Here is a 21,344-nt window from a genome sequence, read left to right on the forward strand (position 1 = left end):
GCGTCACACGGGTACGAGGAACCGTCCCCGCCCCGTAGCGAGGTTCGGTTCGACCACGTCCGTTCCGCTTCGATGACTTCCGAGGGGAAGGCACAATTGCCACGCGGCGGACGGCAACGACGTGGTTACGGGCCCGGCAGGACACCCATGATCGCGAGGAATCGATAGAGGACGTACAGGAGCAGCGGGACGGCGACCGCGATCGTCGCCTTGCGCCTGTCGAGGTCGCACGCAGTCGTCACCCCGTTGACCCAGATGTATCCGCTGATCACGAGAACGAGACTGCCGAGGGCGGTCGCACCAACGAGATACGGGTCACCGACGGCCTGAGCCTTGTAATCGGCGAGCAGATTCCACTCGGCCTCGATTCCCAGCAGATCGTACTCCAGCAGCGTCGCATCGCGAAGCGCGTAGTAGTATCCGACGCCCCAGATCAGACCGGCGACGATGAACGGCGGAAGCCCCCAGCCGGCGACTCGAATGACGTGACCGAGAAGGGGCTTGCCACCCAGCGCGATCCCCATTAGCCAGAAGGCCACGATGAAGTAGATCCAGATGACGAATCCCTCGATGACGCGGTACATGCCCCAGATAATGAGCGCGTCGATGACGCGGAGAAACTCTCCGCCCAGCTGTACGCGGATGAGCCACGTCTGTGAGAGCAGCGATAGCCCGACCAGCATCGCGAACAACGACGGGATCCACAATCGACCTGTTGCAGCTTTTTTCTGCAAAAACCTCTCTGGGTCCGCTATGAAGCCTGTTGCCATGGCGTATACTGTACGCTCATATTATTTAAATCGTTTGTCTGTGACCGGATCGGCCGCGACGGATCGGTCGGTTACGATCGCTCCTCCGTCCCCCGTCTCGAGTCGAACCGATCGTGTCCGAGGAGCCACCAAAAATTTCATAACGATCGTGTACGACGTACGTATCAATGAGTCCGCTACTAGCACAAAACCAGACGGCCGACTCGGGAATCATGGCAACCGTTCGAAAGAACGCGGTCTATCGACTTCTCGATACCATTCGTAATTCGGCGGCGCTGACGGTCACGTTCTGGGGGGCGGTGATGACGGCGATCGCGTTCGTCGTCCAAGACGGGGTCTGGGCTGGAATCATCGGCGTCTGGGGTATCTCGATGCTCGTGTTCGGCGGATGCTGGTACGCCTTCGGAATCTGGTATCTCAAACCGAGCCGTCCGCAAGAAGAGGAGTCGGCGTCGGTACTCGGGAGAGTCGATCTGGCCAGAGCCAGTGGGCTGGTCGTCTTACCGGCGCTCACGGCCGTCTACGCCGGATACGTGACGAGCGCGCTCAGCCTGGAACTCGTGGCGGCGCCGGTCGCGTTCGTCGTCGCAGTCGCGTACCTCTACACTCGGTCGACTGGACTCGAGACTCTGGGGCACGGCATGTACGTGCTCGGGCTGACCGTATTTCTGACGCCGTTTGTTTTCCACTTCGGCGCGATCCCACAGAGCGCCCAGGCCGCGGGAATTCGAATCGACCACATGCTCGCGCTCGGGAGCATCCTGTTCACGTTCACGGTGATCGCGTTTCTGGTCACGCTCACCGGATACTTCCTCAACAATCGCTCGAAGAAGAAGGCAGACCAGCAACGACTCAAAGCGAGGATGGGGCTGGACTGAGCCGACAACCGACAACACCTCCCTCGAAGGGAGACGAATCGGACGAGAGGTCGGGTGAATGCGGTCGGAACGTCGACGGGTGTCGCGGCGACTCACTCTTTCGGCGGAGACACCCCAGTTCGCCGTGAGTCGAGTCGACAGACACAGGGAAACACTTACACTGGTTCGTTGTGACCTCTCGAGCGGAGACGTGAGTTATGATCGACGACGAGTATCTGCAAACCGCGGTCGAAGCCGGAGAAAAGAGCGCTGCGATCCTCGAGGAGAACTTCGACGCCGACTTCGAAGTCGAGCACAAGTCGCCGACGGACATGGTGTCGGAGATAGACATCGAGTGTGACCGAGTAATCAAAGACCACATTGGAGATCGATATCCCGACCACGCGTTCTTCACCGAGGAGTCCGGCACGGACGGAAGCGCCACGTATCGGTGGATCGTCGATCCGCTCGACGGGACGCACAACTACGTGAACGGCTTTTCTCACTACTGCGTGTCGATCGCACTCGAGATCGACGACGCGATCCACGCGGGCGTGGTCAACTGTCCCGGAACGGGCGACGTGTACACGGCCGTTCGCGGAGAGGGTGCGTACCGAAACGGTAACCCGATCTCGGTGTCCGACGACGCCACTCTGGAGGAGAGCTTTCTGGGTATGGGAATCTCACCGCCGTCGACGACCGACGACGCGTATCTCGAGTGGTTCAGACGGTTGATCGGCAATCCGATTCGAACGGAGGGTGTGCGACGACTGGGCTCCGGTGCGTTCGACCTCTCGCTGGTCGCCCAGGGAACGTTTAGCGGATTTTTCGACAAGTACACCTCATCGTGGGACGTCGCCGCCGGGGCGTTGCTGGTGGAGGAAGCGGGCGGTACGGTGACGAACCTGGAAAACGAGCCGATCGATCTCGGCGCGGACGAACGCGAACTCAACATCGTTGCGACGAACGGATCGATTCACGACGCGCTTCTCGAAGAGTGTGCAACCGCGTCCAGCGCAGTGGCCGCGAACCCGGAGTGAACGGTGCCGGTTCGTACGCCACGACCACCGGCGACCCGAACGACCGCATCGTCCGGATGTCGTTTCGCATCGATTCGGCCAGCGGTTCTCGAGACGACCACGACGGTTACGGTGGGGACGTGTGACCGCACCGTCCGTCGACGGGAGGAACGGTCGCGATGAGACGATTTCATCCGGCGATAGAGGCACAGCGACTGACGCTCGATCCGACGAACTGGGAGCGAACGTTCGTGATCGGCGACGTACACGGCTGTCGGTCGACGCTCGAGCGATTGCTTGCGACCCTCGAGATCAGCGAAGACGATCTCGTCGTGTTCGTCGGAGACCTCGTCCGCCGAGGACCGGACAATCACGGCGTCGTCGAAATCGTTCGCGACGCACCGAATATGTACTCGGTTCGAGGCAACAACGAAGCGAAGATTATCGAGGCCAGACGCGATCCCGGTAATCTGACGGTCGAAGACGTCGACTGGATCCGGTCGCTACCCGTAGTCATTTCGTGGGACGAAACGCTTGTCGTCCACGCCGGGGTCGATCCGCGCAAACGGTTGTCGGATCAATCGGTAGCGGATCTGCTGGATATCGACGTGCTGAACGCGGACGGCGATTGGTGGGAGAGGTACGACGGCGACCATCGAATCGTCTTCGGACACGAGCCGCTCGAGGAGCCACTGCACAGAGAGCGACTGGTCGGCATCGATACCGGGTGCGTTTACGGCGGATCGCTGACGGCCTACGACTGGCGGAACGATCGGACGACGAGCGTCGACGTGGATCCCGCCGAAGTCTACGACTGGCGGTATTAGCGCGCTCGAGTCGCCGGCGGACGTCTCGTGACGGACCGCAGCGGAATTGAGGTCTCCGTCGAACCGTTCGAAGACTCGGCCAACGATCGCGAACTACGGCGTGGACGTGGAACCGACGATTCGATCGAACTGTCGGGTCGGTCCGTCGTCGGCTCTCTCCGTCCGGAAACTGGCCGATGAAAACCACGGCAACGGCTCGAGAGCCAAAACGGGAAACAGGATGTCGAACGCGACGTGGATTACTCCGCTTTCTCCGTCCCCTCGAGAGGTGCGCTGTCCCAGTACTCGTGATCGTCGTCGACGCGGAAACACGCCGCGTTTCTGTTGCCGGTTTCGTCGTCGCTCATCATCGACGGCTTCTCCGACGTGCAAATGTCGCGAGCGTACTGACAGCGGGTGTGATACCGACAGCCGGACGGCGGGTTAGTCGCGTCCGGAACGTCGATGGTTCGCATGGGTGCGTCGTCGTCGTCGAGTTGCATCGTCAGTTCGGGGGTCGCCCAACGAAGCGCCCGCGTGTACGGGTGCTGTGGATCGTGAATAACCTTCTCGGGCGGACCGACCTCGACGAGTTCCCCGAGGTACATGACGCCGATGCGGCCGCCGGTGCGGCCGGTGATGTATCGAGCGTTCGCGAGGCTGTGAGAGACGAACAGAAACGACGTGTCGAACATGTCCTGCAGCGAGATCATCAGGTTCATCATCTCGACCCGAAGCGAGACGTCGAGTGCGCTCACCGGCTCGTCGGCGAAGATCAACTCGGGATTCATCGTGAACGCGCGGATGAGCGCGACGCGCTGTTTTTCGCCGCCGCTGAGCTGGTGGGGGTAGCGATCGATGTAGTCCTCCGGTGGTGACATCCCTACCTGCTCGAGCAGCGTGAGGATGATCTTTCGCCGATCCTCGTCGGACTTGTCCCGGTGCCAGCGCTTGAACGGATCCGCGAGCAGCGATTCGACGCGCCGGTTCGGGTTGAGCGAACTCGCCGGATCCTGGTGGATGATCTGGAGCGAGCGGCGGATCTCGCCCCAGGGGATGTCGATGTCGCCGAGTCGTTTCCGCGCTCGCCAGATGTCCTGTCCCTTGAACTCGACCGTCCCGCCGGTCGGCTCCTGAATCCCGACCGACGTCTTCCCGAGCGTCGATTTTCCACAGCCGCTCTCGCCGATGAGGACGAAGACGTCGTTGTCCGAGATGTCGATCGAGATGCCGTCGACCGCGCGGACGGTCTGGGGGTCGTCGAAGAATCTACCAAGCAGCCCGCTTCCACCGTCTTCGAAGTGAACCTCGACGTCGTCCATCGAGAGGATCGTCTCGCCGGACTGGTTGCCCTCCGCGAAGTCCGTGCTGGCCTCACTCGCCTTCGAGAGATCGAGCGGAATGGCGTCGGTCGCGTCCTCCCAGTGGTGACAGGAGACCTCCTGTTCGTCGCTCACCTCGTAGAAGTCGGGGTCGTCGGCTTCACAGAGGTCAGTTGCGAGCGGACAGCGCGGATGGTACGAACAACCCGCGGGAACGTTCACCGGATCCGGTGCGTTCCCCTCGATCGGTTGCATCTCGTCGAGGGGCATCTTCAGGTTGGGCGCTGACTTTAATAGCGCGCGCGTGTACGGGTGAACTGATCCGGTGAGGATGTCCATCGACGGACCGACTTCGATGAACTCGAAGGCGTACAGCACCGCAAGGCGATCCGTCAGTCCGGCGATCAGCGGCAGGTCGTGGGTGATGAATACGATCGTGAGATCGTACTTCTCCTGAATGTCTTTGAGCAGGGAGATGATCGACTGCTGCATCAGCAGATCCAGCGCGGCGGTCGGCTCGTCCATCACCAGCACTTCGGGCTCGAGCACGAGGCTGAGGGCGATCAGCGCGCGCTGAGACATGCCGCCGCTGAGTTCGTGGGGGTACGACTCGAGAATCCGATCGGGGTCGAGGTGAAGGTCGACGAGCAGGTCTCGGGCGCGCTCGAGTCCTTCGTCGATCGGTGCGTCGTGGGCCACGAGCGTCTCCACGAAGTGCGTCTTGATCGTTCGAACGGGGTTGAACGACGTCATCGCGCCCTGGAAGACCATGGACACGTACTCCCAGCGGAACTCCCTGAGTTCCTCGTCGCTGAGATCGGTGACGTCGAACGGCTCCCCGCGTTCCGGGTTGTAGATGACCTCTCCACGGAGCTCTCCCGGTTCGACGACCGCATCGAGCAGCGCCGACGCGAACATCGATTTCCCGGAGCCGCTCTCGCCGACGACGCCGAGAATCTCGTTCCGTCTGAGATCCATGCTGACGTTGTCGAGAACGCGTGATTCGCCACGGTTCATATCGAAACTGACGGTCGCATCACGCACTCGCATGATGACGTCGTCGTCGAGGGGTTGCTCGGTGCGATCTAACGTAGACTGTGACATCCTAACAAGCTATCTGCTCTCGACCATTATATTCTTAACGTTCCATCCACCCGACCGGGTGCGAATGCGAACCGCTCTAGGGGGTTTCGAATCGGTAGTAGTACCGGTGTTAGAGGGGAGCACACTGACTCCCGATCGGGTCCGACTCGCTTGTGGCGACGTTCCGCGAGCGATCCAATCGTGGATCGAACGGCATTCAGGGGAAGATGCTGCCGACACGGGAGTCTTGATTACGGTACTTCCTCGAGAACGGAGTCATGACGATCGATTTCGATCTGCACACGCACACGACCTATTCCGACGGGTACGACATGCGCGAAATGGCCGAGGCGGCGGAACGGGCCGGCCTCGCAGGGATCGGTTTCACCGACCACTGTCTTCCGTACGAGGACCCGTTCGGTCGCCGGACGGAATACGACCTCGAGGAAACCTACGTCCGAAGACGGCGCGATATCGACGAGGTTCGTGCCTCGACGGACGTCGATATTTACGATGCCGTGGAGTTGAACTACGATCCGAATCACGAATCCGAAATCCGTACGTTTCTGGACGAAGCCGGGTTCGATTACGCCATCGGGAGCGTTCACTACGCGGACGAGTATTACGTGATGGAAAACGAGAGCTTCGTCGATCGGTCCGAAAGCGTCAAACGGACCGCAATCGAAACGTACGTCGACTGGCAGGTTCGACTGATCGAGTCGGGCCTGTTCGACGTCATCGGCCACGTCGACGTCACTCAGCGTCGTCCGTCGATCCGTGGAGCGATGAACGAAGGGCAGTATCGACGCATCGCCGAGGCGCTCGCCGGTTCGGACACCGCGCTCGAGATCAACGCAGGTCGGCTCGATCGATCCTACGCGACCGTGCATCCGCATCCGGACTTTCTGTCCGTTTTCCGGGACGGCGATATTTCGCTCGTGGCAGGAACCGACGCTCACGCACCGGATCAGGTGCAAAATCGGAATCGGCTGCTGTCCTCCTTCGCCGAAGAGACGGGTCTACAATTTGATGGGATCGAGACCGTGCTGACTCGAGAGTAGGGTTCGGGCGGCGAGTCGGCGTTACGTTGGGGCGGACGCACGATCGCTACGTCCGGAAACCCGTTAGACTACGAGTGTGAACATCGCGGTGACGGGTGGAGATCACCGGGTATCCCGAGTGTGAGCGATCTACCCATCCGATAGTAATAGGACGGCTCACCGGCCACTGGCCGGACGACTCGAGATCGTGACGGTTTCAGACAGAATGCTGTACGAAAGATCGAGACGGTCGCGGACGGGTCGCGGTCGTGCCGAAGACGATGGAGGACGAGTCGCGGTCGTGCCGAAGACGACGGTGAACGACCGACTCAGGCGTCGGGCTGCTCGAACAGCTTCAGGAAGCTCTCGTCTTCGTCCCCGCCGCCGACCAGCACCGAGCGGCCGACCGCGAGCGTCCGACAGACGCCGAACCCGAGCGTGCGCTCGAGGGGCGGCCGTCCGTGGCGATCCCAGTTTTCGACGTCGAAGACGGCGAGGCCGCCGTCGCCGCCGACGAGCAACCGGGATCCGTCGTCCGTGATTCGAACCGCCCGCGCCGCGTCGACGCCAGCCGAAACGGTCGCCTCGACCGCGATGGTCCTCGAGTCGTGGTCGTACGAACACCAGTAGACGGTGTCGCCGCGGTCACAGAGCACGAACTCGTCGTCCGAGAGCCAGTACCCGTCCGAGATCGGCGCGTCCGACTCGATCGAAGCGAGCTCTCCCTCGCCGACTCCGCGAACCGACGCGGATCGAGCGTCGCCGCCCGAGAGGACGAGTTCCCGCTCGGGATGGACGGCGACGAAAGCGAGCGCGGCCGGACTCGCGTTATCGACGGTCTCCCTGTCGGGGAAGTCGGGGAAATTTCCGTAGAGCGACAGTTCCCCGGCCGCCGTCACGCATCCGAGGAGCTCCCCGGCCGCGCCGACGGAAACGTCGGTGACGGTTCCGTCCAGTCGATCCGACCAGGTGCGATCCCATCCGACGGCGTTCGCTTCGCCGGTGTATTCGGGCGTCGCGTAGGCGAGCACTTCGTTCTCTCGAGTGAACGCGACGAACTCGGAATCGGCCCCGAAGGCGGTTCCGAGCGCGTGGTACGTCGTTCCGTCGTCTTTATCGTAATCCTCCCAGCCGAGACGGGCGAGTTCGTACATCCCCGTTTCCGGCCTGAGATCGACGATGCCACAGGACTCGCTCATCGAGACGGCACCCCAGCGACCGTCGGGGGAAATCGAAGCCGCCTCGAACGGCATCGAGAGTCGACACCACTCCGCAAGTTCGACTGTCGGGTTCCAGTTCGTCATCGGTCGGTCACCTCGAAGGCGATCGGCTGCGTCGTCGCTTCTCCCGCTCGTCCGTCGCGCGAAAGGTGCGCTCGCGCGTACGATCGAACGTCGTCGTTCTCCTCGTAGTTCAGTTCGGCGCCGGTTTCGATCACCTCGCCCTCCGAAATCCAGACGGCGTAATCGTAGTTCGACGCCTCCACCGTGAGCGTCCCCGCCGATTCGTCGTGGTCGACGGATTCGATGACCGGGGGCAACTCGCCGATCGGACGCGAGACCGTCGGATACCAGTGGCCGTTCTCCATCGCCTCTCGAAACGCCGACACGGTGAGTTCCTCCATGAACACCTCACAGTAGCCGGAGTTCAGGTCGAAGTCGTCGCGTTTCGAACCCGATCCCGACATGTCGTCGACGGCGAGCGAGTAGATGGGACGAAACCCGTCCGCTCGCCGGTAGAACTCCGTCAGAAGGTAGTCGTACAGATAGAGGTCGCGGTACCGGTAGCCCTGGTTCCAGACCTCGATGCCGAGGAGTTCGTCGCTCGGGTACTCCTCGAAGACGCCGATCAAGTCCTCGAGGTCGTACTCGTGGGTATCCTCGACGTTCCAGTAGCGGCCGGGGTGGGGCCACCAGCAGAGCGCGTTCTGCTCGACGGCCGCCTCGACTCGATCCATGCCGCCGACGAGGTCCTCGTTGACGAACTCCGACTCGATCGTGTTGAACACGTTGTCGACTTTGTCGTAGTTGCCGCGAATCGCGAGGAGATCGAGTTCCTGATCGGCCGGACCCTCGCCGTGATTTTGGATCGGGTAGCGGTCCTCCCAGTCGTAGGGAAAGTCGGACCACTCCGTCCACGGCCACGGCATCTCGCCGCCGTTTTTCTTGTTCGAGATGGCCAGGACGTCGCATCGGTTCTCGTCGTAGATGTCCGCCAGTTCGTGAGCCGCGTACCGGTACCCGTTTCTCGGCGGCTCGTTGGGATGGGTGTGAAACTGTGCGGTGTACTGGCTCGTCGGTGCGTCCTCGTACGGGAAGTGTCTAACTGTGGTCATTCGTATGATTGTCGCCGTTTCCTCTCGGAGTCGGGTGACGAACCGTCGTCATCAACTCAGTGCTAACGGTATCGCCAAAGCGTTTTCGGTCCGGCGACGACGCGCGAGACGTCCGTCGCCTCGAGACGACTGTCCGCAGGGGAACCGCGATCGGGTACGCCGGACGGCAACCTTTAGGACAGGGGGGTGACAACGGCCTGTATGCAAATCACGTCGGCAAACGTGGCCGTCCTCCTGTACAATTACGGCGTCGTGTTGAGCGCGGCGTACATCACCATGGCGTACGGAATCGACGATCGGATGACGATACTCGTGCTGGGGTTCGTCTTCGCCGTCTTCTGGACGGTCTACTTCCAGTTCAGTATGATCGACAAGGTCGCGCCCGCCTCGAACGACGAGGACGAAGACTAACACGAGCCTGGCCGCGACGTCGAAACGATCCGCCGAATCACCAGCACTCGAACGACGGCGATCGAAGCGCGTTCGTTCGCGGTGGCGCAAATAGCGGTCGACGGACGCCACTGCACTTTCACTCGCGAATCGGCCGCCGGCGCGGCAGACGCCGGCAGCTCGAGCAGGTGCGGTGAGTAACGCGTTTCGACGACCCCGCTAGATCAACTCGTCCAGTTTCTCCTTTCCGAGGCGGATGTAATCGAAGTCGTGGGTCTTGACCTCGGTCGTCAGCGTTCCGCTCCAACCGGCGTCCCGGAGCGAGCCCAAGAGTAGATCGAAGTCGATCGTTCCGGCACCGAACGGGAGGTGTTCGTCTTCCGGTCCGCGGGTGTCGTTCAGGTGGACGTGGGAGATCCTGTCCGCGTGGTCGGCGGCGAACGCCGCGATTTCAGCCGAGGTGTAGCCGTTTACCCGGGCGTGACCGGTGTCGACGGTGAGAGAGACGGTGGTGCACTCGAGCAGCCGCGGGAAGTCGTCGAGCGTGGGATACCGTCTCGAGAGGTTCTCGTAACACAGTTCGACGTCGTTCGATCGGGCGAACTCGCTGAGCGACTCGAGCACGTCGAACAGGAGCGCCTCGTCCGCGTCCGCGAGATGGGTTTCGGGTGCCTCGACGTGGAGGACGGCCGTGGACGCGCCGAGATCGCTTGCCGTCTCGACGGCACCTCGCACCTCCTCGAGCGCTCGCTTTCGACGGCGATCGTCCGCTGATCCGACACACACCTCGTCGCGGGGCTTGTGCGGGAGGTGAGCGACGACGTCGACGTTCGTTTCCTCGGCCGCCGCGACGACGTCGTCCGACTGACGTCGGATCTCTCGACACTCCTCGAGCGGATGCAACGGCACTTCGAGGAAGTCGAAGCCGTACTCATCTGCCCGTTCGAACGACGTTCGGAGATCGGCGACTGGAAGCGCCTTGAATCCCGTGCGAACTGAAGGCATACAAGCGGTGTCTCGTCGAATCACCAAAGACGTGTCGGTCCCGCAAGCGGGTCACCCGATCGACGAGTGGCCACCGACGAATTACCGACGCGGGAACGAAAAAATCGAGCCGGACGGTCGATCGTTAGCCCAGGGTCATGCCCTTCCCTTTGCCACCGACCTCATCTTCCTCTTCGAGGGATTCCTCGCCGTCGCTTTTGTGTTTCTCTCGAACGCGTGGGTTGAAGACGCGGTCGAGCGACTGCGAGAGCAAGATCATTCCGATCGAGAGGACGACGATCGCGATCGAAGGGATCAGTATCCAGTGGAGCAGCTGTGGCCGGTACATCGCGCCGTTGTTGTAGGCGTTGCTCAGCATGATTCCCCAGTTGGTGTCGCCCTCCGGGAGGACGCCGATGAAGTACAGACCGACCGCCGAGAAGAGGACGGTCCGCATCGCCGAGACGAATCGGATCGTAATGTACGGCGCCAGGTGCGGGAGAACGTCCTTGAGCAGGATGGTTCCCGTCGGAAGCCCGATCGTTCTCGAGGCTTCGGTGTACTCGTCGTACCGAATCTGGAGCACCTGCGATCGGATCGCTCGAGCGAGCCCCGCCCAGTACTCGATTGTAAGCAGGATACCGAGCGCGTAGGCGCTTTCGGGCGTGAAGACGACGGCGAGAACGATCACCAGCGGCAGTCCGGGAAGGTTGATAAACACGTCGGTAATGGTGCTCAGTACCTTGTCGACCGTACCGCCCTTGTAGCCGGCGACCGTTCCGACGACCGTTCCCATGACGATGGTAAACATCCCACCGGCGAACATCATTTTCAGAATCATGGGAATCGCGTGGATCGTCTCACGCATCAGATCGACGCCGTACAGGTTCGTTCCGAGCGGATGTGCCAGCGAGCGGAACCAGGGGAGCTGGTTCGGCCCGTGGCCCATCCTGGTCGGTTCGAGGAACAACCAGCCGAGGATGCCGACGATGATGTACGACGAGATGATCGTCAGCCCGACGAGCGCGCGCCAGTCGCGTCGCATGACCAGCCAGGGCTCGTAGATATAGATCCGGAGGTACTTCTTGATTTTGTCGGACGTTCCGAGGCTGGTGTCGACGTCGCCCTCGGACTCCAGGACGTCGAGCGGGTTCGCCGGCGCACCCGAACCGTCGGCAACGGTCGGTCGGTCGGTCGACGGTTCGCCGTTTGTCTCGTGACTGTCTCTAGACGTCATGTTAGAGCTCCTCGTTTTCGGTGGTCACTCGTGGATCGATCTTGGGGTAGGTGAGGTCCGCAATGAACAGGGCGATCACCACCGCGATCGTGATCACCATGAAACACCCCATCATGAGCGGATAATCGCGGGTGTCGACGGATTCGACCATGAACCATCCCATCCCGTGGTAGCCGAAGATCATCTCGAGAATAATGACGCCGCCGAACATCTGTCCGATCTTGATCATGAAACTGGTGTACATCGGGAGAACGGCGTTGCGAAGGACGTACTGGCTGATGATCGTGTTGTTCGAGAGGCCGCGGAGGCGTGCAACGCGAAGGTAATCGGAACCGAGAACGCGGATACTGTTGCCACGCATCGAAAGCGACGCGATCGAGCCGGCGAGAATCATCGAGATCGTCGGCAGCGCCGCGTGGTAGATGACGCTTCCCATGAACTCGAGGTTGAATCCATGTTCGACGTTGCCGACCCGGCCGGACGTCGGGAAGATACCCGTCCGATAGGACAGGAAGATGAGCAAGAACACGGCGAAGATGTAGTACGGAATGGATCCAGCGACCATGCCGTACGTCGTGAGTCCGACGTCGATCTTTCCGCCCTCGTAGTACGCCATGAGCGAGCCGAGGATGATGCCGACGAAAAAGCCGATGAACAGCGACCAGCTGACGATAAATAGCGTCCAGGGAATCGCCTCGGCGACGATCTCGTTGACGCTTCTCCCGTACCAGATCGACTGGCCGAGATCGCCCTGCAAGGTGGCGAGCATGTAATCGCGGTACGCGATGTGAATCGGATCGTCTGGGTGAATGTTAATGAATTGCTGGATGGCCGCTTCCACTTCCGCCGGGCTCATGTCCGTCTCCTCCTCCAGTCGCGAACGCAGTACGCCGATCGCACTCCCGGGTAACATTCGCGTCAGAACGAACGTGAGCGTGATCACGACATACACGGTCAACAACATCTGTAACGTTCGTTGCAAGTACCAGTTCATATGCCTTTAGTCATGATAAATCGGATGGTCCAATACTTATACGTTGTGGTACGGGACAGCGTGGCCCGCGGCTACTCTTCTCGCGCCCAGATCGTCGTCTCCGGCGACCGGATTCCGTGGCTGGGGGCCCACGCGATGTGGTTGAGCGTGCTGTCGCCGTCGATAGCGAACTGATCGTTCCTGATCGCGCCCGGTTCGGTGCGGCCGAGGCTGAAGAATCGTGCACACAGCCAGTTCCACGCCCACGACGCCTCGACGTAGTACTGTCCCCACTCTTCCATCGGCGCATCGGCGGGCAAGGCTGCGTGTTCCTCCCACGCCTCCATGTAGTCCCAGCCGACGATTTCGCCGTCCCAGTCGTTGACTTCCGGAACCGGCAGCGGGTTGGACCAGTGGATACGGTTCTCGTACGTCTCGATTTCGGGACCGGCGGCGTGATCGCCGACCGTTTCACAGGAACTCGTGTTGATCTTGATGTCGAACGTTCCGTTCTCTCGTCGCTCGGACTCGGTCGCGGAGTCGACCGGGAACCGGTCGACGGACCAGCCGAAGTCGTCCATCCACTGACTGAGCAGCTGGGAGATGTCGGCGCGAATGTCCTGGCGCGAAAGGATCTCGACGTGGGCCTGTTCGCCGGCGTCGACGTGGTAGTCGCCGTTCTCGCAGACGACGATCTCCTCGTCCTCGTCGTAGTAGTAGTTCTCGGATGCGTTGACCCGCTCGATCGCCGTCTCGATGTCGTGTTCGCGGTTGACGAGGTCGAGATCGCGGATCATGTCCTGGAACTCCTGGGGCTGTTCCCGCAGCGTTCCTTCCGGAATCGGGTGTTCGGGCTCTTCGAGAACCTCCCACTCCTCGCCGAAGATCGCGGACCACTCCTCCCTGTCGACGAGGTAATTGATCGACTCTCGAATCGCTCGGTCGTAGACCGGTCTGTCCTCCCCGGGGACGCCGTCCCCGATGTTGAACGTGATGTCGGTCTCTCGCTGGTTCCCCTCGCGATAGAGCTGATACTCGTCGGGCATCAGGTGCATGTCCTCGGGCGCTGGCGGTACGCCGTGACGTGATTCGTCGATCTCACCTTCGAAGAACGCCATCGCGCGATCGTCGTGGAACTCCCATCGAGACTCCGCGAAGTTGATCGTGTCCGCGTGCGCGTAGTCCTCGAAGCGCTCGAACGTGACGGACGTGTCCGTGTGTTCTTTGTACTGGAACGGCCCGTTGCCGACGGGGTAGTCGCCCTCCTCGGGGGAGTATATGTCCTCCGTGTTCGTGAAGTCGTCGAACACCTCGGCGAAGGCGTCGGATTCCGGATCTTCGGCGTCGAGTCTGTCGTACCACTCGGCCGAGACGTTTCGGTTGTCGTACAGGATACCGTACCCGCGCCAGGGCATGTCGACCCAGTGTTCCCAGGACGGCGGATGGTCGCCGCTGAAGACGATCCGAGCGGACGTCTCGTCCTCGATGTGGAACTCTTCGATCGGGTGCTCCTCCCGATCTCCCGCGTTCTCCTGCTGCCAGAACATGATGTCGAAGGACATCGCCACGTCCTCCGTCGTGAACTTGTCCCCGTTGTGCCAGTACGAGTCGTAGAACTCGACCCACGCCTCGTCCCCGTCGATGTCCCAGCTGCTCGCCAGCTCGCCGCTGAGTTCACCCTCGAGGTAGTCCCAGATCCACAGGCCCGCGTACACGTCGTATTGCGTGATCGGACTGAGCGTGATGCTGCGTGGGTTCCAGCTCATGTCGTCGACCGTCTCGTCCATTCCCCGCGTCCACGTCGCGTCGATGATCTCGTCGCTGTCCGGCTGTTCGAACCCGCCGCCACCGTTGCCGTTGCCATTGCCGGTCTCGCCGGTGCCGTCTTCCGCACAGCCGGCCAAAAACGGGACCGTCAATGCAGCGGCACCGGTCTTTTTCAGTACCCCTCGCCGTGTATTACCACTCTGGTCTGTCCTCTCAGACATGGAAGTAGTTCTACTGCCGATCAGTATAAAGTTTGTGGTAGTCGTTCACACTCACGGGAATCCAAATCATACTCGAGATTCGCACATTTCGTTTCAAAATCCGTCAGTTTCTCTCCGAAAGACGCGTCCATCGCACGGAGTTATCGGTGAAACTGACCGACGGTACCGGGCAGCGACGGGAGCGACCGCTCGAGCGACGGAAACATTGAAACGATCGTGCCGTGAGTAAAACACGATGCGCACCGTTGTAATCGACGCCGACTGGGAACCGAAACCAGAGTACGACGTCTCCGAGCGGGAACACCGCACTCGACGGGCGATGGACGCCTCCGGCGTCTGGAAGAACTCGACGCTCGAGGTGGAGACCCGCGAGCGTCCGACGCCCGGTTCCGACGAGGTGCTCGTCCGGGTCCGGTACGCCGGGATCTGCGGCAGCGACCTGTCGATGCTCGCGACCGACGAAGATGGCTACGTCCACTACTCCGCGTACGCGACGTTTCCGAACGTGATCGGCCACGAGTTCGCAGGCGAGATCGTCGAAACCGGGGCCGACGTCCGGCTCTTCGAGGAGGGGGATCTGGTCACGTCGGAGGTGACCGACTACTGCGGCCGGTGTAACGCCTGTCGACAGGGGAGCCCGGGTCACTGCAACCGCTTCGAACAACTGGGGTTCACGATATCCGGAGCGTTCGCGGAGTTCGTCGCCGTTCCGGAGAAGCTGTGCTGGAACGTCTCGCCGCTTCGGAACGCGTACGACGACGAGGACGCACTGTTGAAAGCCGCGGCGACGATCGAACCGGCGACGATCACTTACCACGGTCTCTTCGCGCGGGCGGAGGGAATCCTCCCCGGAGACTATCACGTCTATCACGGGGCAGGACCGATCGGGCTCACCGGAATGAACGTCTCGCGGGGCGCGGGGGCGGGCGCGGTAATCGCCTTCGAGCCGTCCGACGAACGGCGAGCAATCGCCCGGGAGATCGGATTTGAACACGTGTACGATCCGCTCGAGCGAGATCCCGTCGACGTGATCGACGAGGTGACCAACGGGGAAGGAGCCGACGTCCACGTCGAAACGTCCGGCGCGGTCTCCCAGACCTATCCGGTCATCGAGGACAGCCTCGCGGAAGGTGCGAACGTGGTCCACATCAGCAACGCCGGCTCCGATCCGGCGATCGCGCTCAGAAAGTACCAGGGATCGACGGCCCAGATCTACGGCGCGGAGGGCCACACCGGCCAGCGCATCTACCCGCGAGTGATTCGCATGATGGCCGCCGGACGCGTCGACAACAGCCCCATCGTCACGACGACGATGGCACTTTCCGACGCCGACGACGCCTTCGAGAGGGCGGCCGAACGGGTCGACGGAAAAGTGCTGCTCGAGATGTGAGACGGTTCGTCGCAACGAGATACCGTACAACGCAGGGCAGTCGCGGTTACGTCGGAACCGGCCGACGACGGTCCGTCTGAAGACGCGACGAAAATCGAGTTCCGATCGACGAGCGATTACTTCTCGAGGTCCGCGAGGTCCCACTCGCCCGTGATGATCGCGCCCGACTCGGGATTGTCGGGTTCGACGATGACCTCGACGAACGCGGGGCCGTCGTACTCGATCGCCCGCTCTACGGTCTCGGTGACGTTCTCCGGTTTGACGACGCGCTCGACGAACCCGACGTTGAACGCCTCGGCCATCTTGACGTAGTCGACGTCGGTCTCCTCGTCGAACGGGGTGTTGAGCACGCGGTCCCAGCCGTACTTGTTCACCTGGAGATTTCTGATCGACTTCCAGCCGTGGTTGTTGAGGACGAGCCAGGTGACGTCGACGTCGTGTTCGACCGCACACGCGATCTCCTGGTTGCACATGAGGAAGCTGCCGTCGCCCTCGACGTCGACCACCGGGCTGTCGGGACGGGCGAGCTTCGCACCGATCGCAGCAGAGACGCCAAAGCCCATCGTCGAGAAGCCGCCACAGGAGATGTTCGTTCGCGGCTCGTACACCGGGAACTCAGGATTAGTCGTCTCCTGGGGCTGGCCCGCGCTCGTCACGACGAGGCCGTCCCGGGGGAGGGCCTCGCGAAGACTCGCGAGCGCCCGCGAGATGCTCATCGGAACGTCGTCGGTGTGACGCTCCTCGACGAGTTCCTCCCACTCCGCCCAGAGGCGCTGGATCTCGTCGTAGTAGTCGTTGTCCTCGGTGCTCACTTCGTCCACGTGGTCGGAGACGGCGTCGTGTAGTTGCTGCGTGACGACCTTGGCGTCTCCGAGGATGCCGACTTCGACGGGGTAGTTCTTGCCGACCTCGGTGTTGTCGATGTCGACGTGGATGAGCTTGCTCGGCGGGATGTCAAAGCTCACGCCGGGTTCGAACGACGAGGTGTGGAGATCGGAGAACCGACAGCCGACCGCCAGCACGACGTCCGCGCTGGTCGCGAGTTCGTTGCCCGCGGTCGAGCCGATCCATCCCGCGTAGCCGACGAACAGATCGTGATCTTCGGGGATGATCCCCTTGGCCTGGAACGTCGGGATGACCGGGGCTTTCAGGTGTTCCGCCAGTTCCTGGATTTCGTCCCAGGCCTCGCCCAGCATGCAGCCGCCGCCGGGAACGATCACCGGGCGGTCGGCGTCGGCCAGCAGGTCGGCGGCCTCCGCGATCGAGTCCGGATCGCCGCCGGGCCGGCTGTGTGCGCGCGTTTCGGCGGGCTCGGGGATCTCGACGTCGGCGGACGCACCCTGTACGTCCATGGGGACGTCGACGTGGACGGGACCCGGCCGTCCCGTGACGGCGATCTGGAACGCCCGTCGCAGGATTCGGGGCAGGCGTTCGACGTCGCGAACGACGAAGCTCCGCTTGGTCACCGGCTCCATCACGCTCGGGAAGTCGCCCTGTTTCTGTCGATCGAGCTCCTGGAGAATCCCCTGGCCGTACTCGTGGGTCTGGGGTGCGCCCGTGAAGATGACCATCGGGATCGAGTCGACGTACGCCGTCGCCGCGCCGGTGACCGTGTTCGTCGCGCCGGGTCCGATCGACGTGAAGACGGCAAGTGGCTTTCCGCTCGCGCGGGCGTAGCCGTCGGCCAGGTGCGTCGCGCCCTGCTCGTGGCGGGGCTGAATAACGTCGACGGACGAGTCGTTGAACGCGTCGAGCAGATTCGTGCTTCCGTGTCCCGGAATTCCGACGAGGTACTCTACGCCCTCCTTTTCGAGGTACTTGGCGATGATCTCGCCACCAGTCAGTTGAGCCATGTCTCGTCTTCCGAATTCGCGTGGTTTCTCATAAAGATTCGGTCGAACGGCGACCGGCGAAGCTACAGCGAGGGGATGACCTCGTCGCCCATCACCTCGAACAGCGCCTCGGGCTCCGGGCTCGTGTTTCCGATCGCGATCCTGTCGAAGCCCATCTCGGCGTACTCCTCGAGCTGGGCTGCGATCGTCTCCGGCTCGTCGGCGATGAGGAACTTGTCCTCGACCTGCTCGCGCGTCGCCTTCTCGCCCTCCCGCTCGATCCGCATCGGGTTCGCCATCGCCCGGTCGAAGACGTTTTGGGTGGTCGCCCACCAGGGGCGGGTGGACTCGACGGCCTTCTCGTAGTCCGGATCGTACGAAGCGATGACGAGCAGCGTCGTCTCGATGGCGTCCGGATCGTTGCCCTCCTCCTCGGCGTAGCGTCGGATCGCAGGGTAGAGCCTGTCGGTGTACTCCTCGCCTTTCTTGACCGTGATGAAGCCGTCGGCGTAGCGGGCGGCCAGTCGGGCAGTGCTCGGACCGTTCGCCGCGATGTGGATCTCCGGCGATCGCTCGGGGAGCGTGTACAGTTTCGCCTCGTCCAGTTCGAACCGGTCGCCGTCGTAGCTGACGAAGCCGTCGTCGTCGATCAGGTCGCCGTCGACCCACCCTTCGTCACCCCACAGCGCGCGGACGATCCGGAGCGATTCCTCGAGCCGGTCGCGCCGCTCGGGGTACTCCGGCCAGTCGAAACCCAGCGGCGTCTCGTTCATCGCCTCGCCGGTGCTCAGGCCGAGGACGACGCGTTCGTCGTGCATCGCCTGCAGGGTCGCGAACGACTGAGCGATGACCCCCGGGTGGTAGTGGCCGGTCGCCGGCGTGACGCAGGTTCCGATCGGCACGTCGAGGCGCTCGCAGGCCGCGCCGAGCCAGGACCAGGCGAAGCCGGCCTCGGCGTCCGTGTGGAACCACGGGTGGAAGTGATCGGACGTCCAGACGAACTCGTACCCCGCCTGCGCGGCGAGCGATGAGTACTCGAGGAGCTCGTTCGGATCGTACTGCTCCTGGTGAGCCATGTAGTCTATGCTAACCATGCTATGGGCGTCATTATCTCTACCTCGTTAAAATCGTTATCCTCTCTCGCGTCGGTGGTCGGGTCGAACAAGCCGGACGCACTCCGCCGAACTCCCCAATCTATATGAGACCGTACTCGGTACGAGTTGGCATGGGTATCGGATACACTACGATCCTCTACGACGAGGCGTCACTCGAGGAAGGTATCGCGGATATCGGCGCGTGTCGCTACGACGGCGTCGAGATCGGCCTCGAAAAGATTCGAGCGGCGGGTCCGGAGAACGTCAGCGCGTGGTTCGAGACGCACGACCTCGAGCTGTACTGCGTGATGAGCGGCTGGTTCGAGTCCGACGAGGACGTCGAAGGGTTCGCGGACGACGCGGAGACGGTCGCCGAGCTGGGGGCGCAGTACTACGGCCTGCTTCCGCCCCAGCGCGGCGGAACCGACGACGAGACGTTCGCCGCGTGGCTCGAGACGTTCTGTTCGGCGGCGACCGACGCGGGACTCGTCCCCGTCATGCACCACCACGGCGCGACCCACGTCGAACAGCCCGACGAGATTCGCCGGTGGCTGGACGAGGGACCCGACTCCCTCGAGTTGCTGTACGACACGGCCCACTACTACCCCTACGGCGACGAACTCGAGGGGATCGAACGGTTCGCGGACGACATCGCGTACGTTCACCTGAAAGACGTCGACCCCGGGGCTGACTTCGCCGAGCACACGGCCGCGCTGACGTCCGGTGAGTTCCACCTCGACAACGTGATCAACTACTTCCGGACGTTCACCGACCTGGGCGAGGGCGAGATCGACTTCGACGCGGTCGCTCGAACGCTCGAGGACGTCGGCTACGACGGTCACGTCACGATCGAGATCGAAAACGAGACGGAGCGTCCGCTCGTCCACGCGAAACTGAACGTCGATCGGTGGCGCGAGAGCCTCGCCGCGCAGTAACCGGCCTCGGACGCTTTTCTAGCCGGGTGACGATTGCAGCGATCTCGAGAGCGAAGTCGACGTCGTCTGCGAGTCGATCGACCCTCGCCGGTGACACTAGTGGCGTCCCAAGCCTGAACTGCTGAGCGAAATCGAACCACACCGAATGATTTGGCTCAGCAGTCGACGCGTGGAACTGGACTAGCGGATCGAGATCCGGCGTCCCGTCTCGTCGCTCCGGCGGATCGCGTCGACGACGCGGGCGACAGCGAGGCCCGTCTCGAACCCGGGATCGAACGGTTCGTCGTCCCGAATCGAACCGAGGAACTCGTAGTTCTCGTGGACGACCGAGTGCTCCCAGCCGAGGCCGTGACCCGGCGGCCACCAGCGGTCGACGTAGGGATCGTCGGGATCCGTGACGCTGATCGACTGGAAGCCGCGGTCGCCCTCGCGCATCACCTCGAGTTCGTTGAGTCGCTCGCAGTGAAATCGAGCCGTTCCTTTCGAGCCGACGACCTCGATCGTATTCGTGTTCGTGTGGCCGGTCGCGACGCGCGAACCGTCGAAGACGCCGCGAGCACCGGACGAGAAACGGACGAGTGCGCTATAGGCGTCGTCGGTCGTGACCGTGCGGCGCTCGTCGGTCCCGGCTACCGGACGCTCGTCGACGGTCGTCGTGAGCTGGCCGCTCACCGACTCGATCGGTCCGGCGAGCCACCGGGCGAGGTCGATCGAGTGCGAACCGGCGTCGGCGACCCGTCCAGCGCCGGCGACGTCGGCGTCGTTTCGCCACGTCCACGGATCGCTCGGCTCGGCCTGCCAGTTCTGCAGGAACTGCCCGCGAACGTGACGGATCGTGCCGAGCTCGCCCTCCTGAACCAGGCGCTCGAGCAGCTGAACCGCCGGGAGAAATCTGTAGTTGAACCCACAGCCAGCGACGGCGTCCGAATCGGCGGCCGCCTCGGCCATCCGATCTGCGTCGCGAACGGAGACTGCGAGCGGTTTCTCACAGAGTACGTGAACCCCCGACTCGAGTGCAGCGACGGTCGGTTCGCGGTGGGCGGTCGGCGGCGTGAGGACGTAGAGGACGTCGACCGCCTGGACGACGTCCCGCCAGTGGGTCGTCCACCGCCGGAAGCCGAGCCGTTCGGCCGCGTCGGCGACGCCGTCCGGATCGCGGCCGGCGACGATCGTCCGTTCGGTCTCCGGAGTCTCCGGAAAGAACAGCGGAAGTCGGTTCAACGCGTGTGCGTGCGCCCGTGCCATCATGCCGTAGCCGAGAAAACCGATTCTGAGAGTCATGCGGTGGA

At 62.5% G+C, this 21,344-nt stretch carries 18 protein-coding genes; 7 read left to right on the forward strand and 11 right to left on the reverse strand.

The genetic code is table 11. The annotated features are described in order from the left end of the window. Positions 1 to 125: 125 nt before the first annotated feature. Positions 126 to 770, reverse strand: a complete 645-nt coding sequence (locus EA472_RS04790) for a YIP1 family protein (protein ID WP_124190367.1) — start codon at positions 768 to 770, stop codon at positions 126 to 128. A 167-nt stretch (positions 771 to 937) separates the two neighbouring features. Between EA472_RS04790 and EA472_RS04795 the strand changes: the two genes are divergently transcribed. The 3 genes from EA472_RS04795 to EA472_RS04805 all read left to right on the forward strand — a co-directional run bounded on the left by EA472_RS04795 (position 938) and on the right by EA472_RS04805 (position 3,473). Then, positions 938 to 1,648 carry a hypothetical protein gene (locus EA472_RS04795; RefSeq protein WP_124190368.1) on the forward strand — a complete coding sequence of 237 codons (711 nt, stop codon included), beginning with the start codon at positions 938 to 940 and terminating at the stop codon, positions 1,646 to 1,648. A 197-nt stretch (positions 1,649 to 1,845) separates the two neighbouring features. Further along, positions 1,846 to 2,667, forward strand: coding sequence for an inositol monophosphatase family protein (locus EA472_RS04800; RefSeq protein ID WP_124190369.1), 822 nt, complete (start codon positions 1,846 to 1,848; stop codon positions 2,665 to 2,667). A gap of 158 nt (positions 2,668 to 2,825) precedes the next feature. Continuing rightward, complete coding sequence (locus EA472_RS04805) at positions 2,826 to 3,473, forward strand: metallophosphoesterase family protein (protein ID WP_124190370.1); 648 nt, start codon at positions 2,826 to 2,828, stop codon at positions 3,471 to 3,473. Between the two features lie 239 nt (positions 3,474 to 3,712). On the opposite strand, the gene EA472_RS04810 is transcribed toward EA472_RS04805, so the two are convergent. Next, positions 3,713 to 5,878 carry an ABC transporter ATP-binding protein gene (locus EA472_RS04810; RefSeq protein ID WP_124190371.1) on the reverse strand — a complete coding sequence of 722 codons (2,166 nt, stop codon included), beginning with the start codon at positions 5,876 to 5,878 and terminating at the stop codon, positions 3,713 to 3,715. 257 nt (positions 5,879 to 6,135) lie between these two features. Here EA472_RS04810 and EA472_RS04815 point away from each other — a divergent pair, with 257 nt between their 5' ends. Then, the gene (locus EA472_RS04815) at positions 6,136 to 6,918 is read left to right on the forward strand and encodes a histidinol-phosphatase HisJ family protein (RefSeq protein WP_124190372.1); all 783 of its coding nucleotides are present in this window, start codon (positions 6,136 to 6,138) and stop codon (positions 6,916 to 6,918) included. Positions 6,919 to 7,226: 308 nt separating this feature from the next. Here the strand turns inward: EA472_RS04815 and EA472_RS04820 are convergent, their stop codons facing one another. Both EA472_RS04820 and EA472_RS04825 read right to left on the reverse strand, forming a co-directional pair. Then, positions 7,227 to 8,201: a hypothetical protein gene (locus EA472_RS04820; RefSeq protein WP_124190373.1), complete on the reverse strand. Its 975-nt coding sequence runs from the start codon at positions 8,199 to 8,201 to the stop codon at positions 7,227 to 7,229. Continuing rightward, positions 8,198 to 9,232, reverse strand: coding sequence for a hypothetical protein (locus EA472_RS04825; protein ID WP_124190374.1), 1,035 nt, complete (start codon positions 9,230 to 9,232; stop codon positions 8,198 to 8,200). The genes EA472_RS04820 and EA472_RS04825 overlap by 4 nt, the downstream gene beginning before the upstream one ends. 201 nt (positions 9,233 to 9,433) lie before the next feature. Between EA472_RS04825 and EA472_RS04830 the strand changes: the two genes are divergently transcribed. Further along, positions 9,434 to 9,643, forward strand: coding sequence for a hypothetical protein (locus EA472_RS04830; protein ID WP_124190375.1), 210 nt, complete (start codon positions 9,434 to 9,436; stop codon positions 9,641 to 9,643). A gap of 198 nt (positions 9,644 to 9,841) precedes the next feature. Here the strand turns inward: EA472_RS04830 and EA472_RS04835 are convergent, their stop codons facing one another. From EA472_RS04835 to EA472_RS04850, 4 genes are all read right to left on the reverse strand, one after another. Beyond that, positions 9,842 to 10,627 (reverse strand): sugar phosphate isomerase/epimerase family protein, encoded by a 786-nt coding sequence (locus EA472_RS04835; RefSeq protein ID WP_124190376.1) that lies wholly within the window; start codon positions 10,625 to 10,627, stop codon positions 9,842 to 9,844. A 124-nt stretch (positions 10,628 to 10,751) separates the two neighbouring features. Next, positions 10,752 to 11,843, reverse strand: a complete 1,092-nt coding sequence (locus tag EA472_RS04840; protein WP_124190377.1) for an ABC transporter permease — start codon at positions 11,841 to 11,843, stop codon at positions 10,752 to 10,754. 1 nt (position 11,844) lies between these two features. Further along, positions 11,845 to 12,837, reverse strand: coding sequence for an ABC transporter permease (locus tag EA472_RS04845; RefSeq protein ID WP_124190378.1), 993 nt, complete (start codon positions 12,835 to 12,837; stop codon positions 11,845 to 11,847). Positions 12,838 to 12,908: 71 nt separating this feature from the next. After that, positions 12,909 to 14,804, reverse strand: coding sequence for an ABC transporter substrate-binding protein (locus EA472_RS04850; RefSeq protein WP_124190379.1), 1,896 nt, complete (start codon positions 14,802 to 14,804; stop codon positions 12,909 to 12,911). 235 nt (positions 14,805 to 15,039) lie between these two features. Here EA472_RS04850 and iolM point away from each other — a divergent pair, with 235 nt between their 5' ends. Then, entirely contained in the window at positions 15,040 to 16,194 is a 1,155-nt protein-coding gene (gene iolM / locus EA472_RS04855; protein ID WP_124190380.1) for a scyllo-inosose 3-dehydrogenase, read from the forward strand. 116 nt (positions 16,195 to 16,310) lie between these two features. On the opposite strand, the gene EA472_RS04860 is transcribed toward iolM, so the two are convergent. Together EA472_RS04860 and EA472_RS04865 are read right to left on the reverse strand one after the other, a co-directional pair. Continuing rightward, the gene (locus tag EA472_RS04860; RefSeq protein ID WP_124190381.1) at positions 16,311 to 18,047 is read right to left on the reverse strand and encodes a thiamine pyrophosphate-binding protein; all 1,737 of its coding nucleotides are present in this window, start codon (positions 18,045 to 18,047) and stop codon (positions 16,311 to 16,313) included. A gap of 62 nt (positions 18,048 to 18,109) precedes the next feature. Then, positions 18,110 to 19,120: a TIGR03557 family F420-dependent LLM class oxidoreductase gene (locus EA472_RS04865; protein ID WP_124190382.1), complete on the reverse strand. Its 1,011-nt coding sequence runs from the start codon at positions 19,118 to 19,120 to the stop codon at positions 18,110 to 18,112. 131 nt (positions 19,121 to 19,251) lie between these two features. On the opposite strand from EA472_RS04865, the gene EA472_RS04870 reads away from it, so the two are divergent. Further along, complete coding sequence (locus EA472_RS04870) at positions 19,252 to 20,055, forward strand: sugar phosphate isomerase/epimerase family protein (protein ID WP_124190383.1); 804 nt, start codon at positions 19,252 to 19,254, stop codon at positions 20,053 to 20,055. A gap of 180 nt (positions 20,056 to 20,235) precedes the next feature. Here the strand turns inward: EA472_RS04870 and EA472_RS04875 are convergent, their stop codons facing one another. Beyond that, complete coding sequence (locus tag EA472_RS04875) at positions 20,236 to 21,336, reverse strand: Gfo/Idh/MocA family protein (RefSeq protein WP_124190384.1); 1,101 nt, start codon at positions 21,334 to 21,336, stop codon at positions 20,236 to 20,238. Between the last annotated feature and the right edge of the window lie 8 nt (positions 21,337 to 21,344).

It is taken from the genome of Natrarchaeobius oligotrophus (assembly GCF_003841465.1).
GTDB lineage: Archaea > Halobacteriota > Halobacteria > Halobacteriales > Natrialbaceae > Natrarchaeobius > Natrarchaeobius oligotrophus.

Bases quoted from the DNA above. Each gene is read 5' to 3' on its own strand.
- EA472_RS04805 (WP_124190370.1), top strand. From the start codon at position 2,826: ATGAGACGATTTCATCCGGCGATAGAGGCACAGCGACTGACGCTCGAT.
- EA472_RS04830 (WP_124190375.1), top strand. From the start codon at position 9,434: ATGCAAATCACGTCGGCAAACGTGGCCGTCCTCCTGTACAATTACGGC.
- EA472_RS04825 (WP_124190374.1), bottom strand. From the start codon at position 9,232: ATGACCACAGTTAGACACTTCCCGTACGAGGACGCACCGACGAGCCAG.
- EA472_RS04835 (WP_124190376.1), bottom strand. From the start codon at position 10,627: ATGCCTTCAGTTCGCACGGGATTCAAGGCGCTTCCAGTCGCCGATCTC.
- EA472_RS04845 (WP_124190378.1), bottom strand. From the start codon at position 12,837: ATGAACTGGTACTTGCAACGAACGTTACAGATGTTGTTGACCGTGTAT.
- EA472_RS04875 (WP_124190384.1), bottom strand. From the start codon at position 21,336: ATGACTCTCAGAATCGGTTTTCTCGGCTACGGCATGATGGCACGGGCG.
- EA472_RS04815 (WP_124190372.1), top strand. From the start codon at position 6,136: ATGACGATCGATTTCGATCTGCACACGCACACGACCTATTCCGACGGG.
- EA472_RS04820 (WP_124190373.1), bottom strand. From the start codon at position 8,201: ATGACGAACTGGAACCCGACAGTCGAACTTGCGGAGTGGTGTCGACTC.
- EA472_RS04840 (WP_124190377.1), bottom strand. From the start codon at position 11,843: ATGACGTCTAGAGACAGTCACGAGACAAACGGCGAACCGTCGACCGAC.
- EA472_RS04860 (WP_124190381.1), bottom strand. From the start codon at position 18,047: ATGGCTCAACTGACTGGTGGCGAGATCATCGCCAAGTACCTCGAAAAG.
- EA472_RS04870 (WP_124190383.1), top strand. From the start codon at position 19,252: ATGGGTATCGGATACACTACGATCCTCTACGACGAGGCGTCACTCGAG.
- EA472_RS04850 (WP_124190379.1), bottom strand. From the start codon at position 14,804: ATGTCTGAGAGGACAGACCAGAGTGGTAATACACGGCGAGGGGTACTG.
- EA472_RS04795 (WP_124190368.1), top strand. From the start codon at position 938: ATGAGTCCGCTACTAGCACAAAACCAGACGGCCGACTCGGGAATCATG.
- EA472_RS04800 (WP_124190369.1), top strand. From the start codon at position 1,846: ATGATCGACGACGAGTATCTGCAAACCGCGGTCGAAGCCGGAGAAAAG.
- iolM (WP_124190380.1), top strand. From the start codon at position 15,040: ATGCGCACCGTTGTAATCGACGCCGACTGGGAACCGAAACCAGAGTAC.
- EA472_RS04790 (WP_124190367.1), bottom strand. From the start codon at position 770: ATGGCAACAGGCTTCATAGCGGACCCAGAGAGGTTTTTGCAGAAAAAA.
- EA472_RS04810 (WP_124190371.1), bottom strand. From the start codon at position 5,878: ATGTCACAGTCTACGTTAGATCGCACCGAGCAACCCCTCGACGACGAC.
- EA472_RS04865 (WP_124190382.1), bottom strand. From the start codon at position 19,120: ATGGTTAGCATAGACTACATGGCTCACCAGGAGCAGTACGATCCGAAC.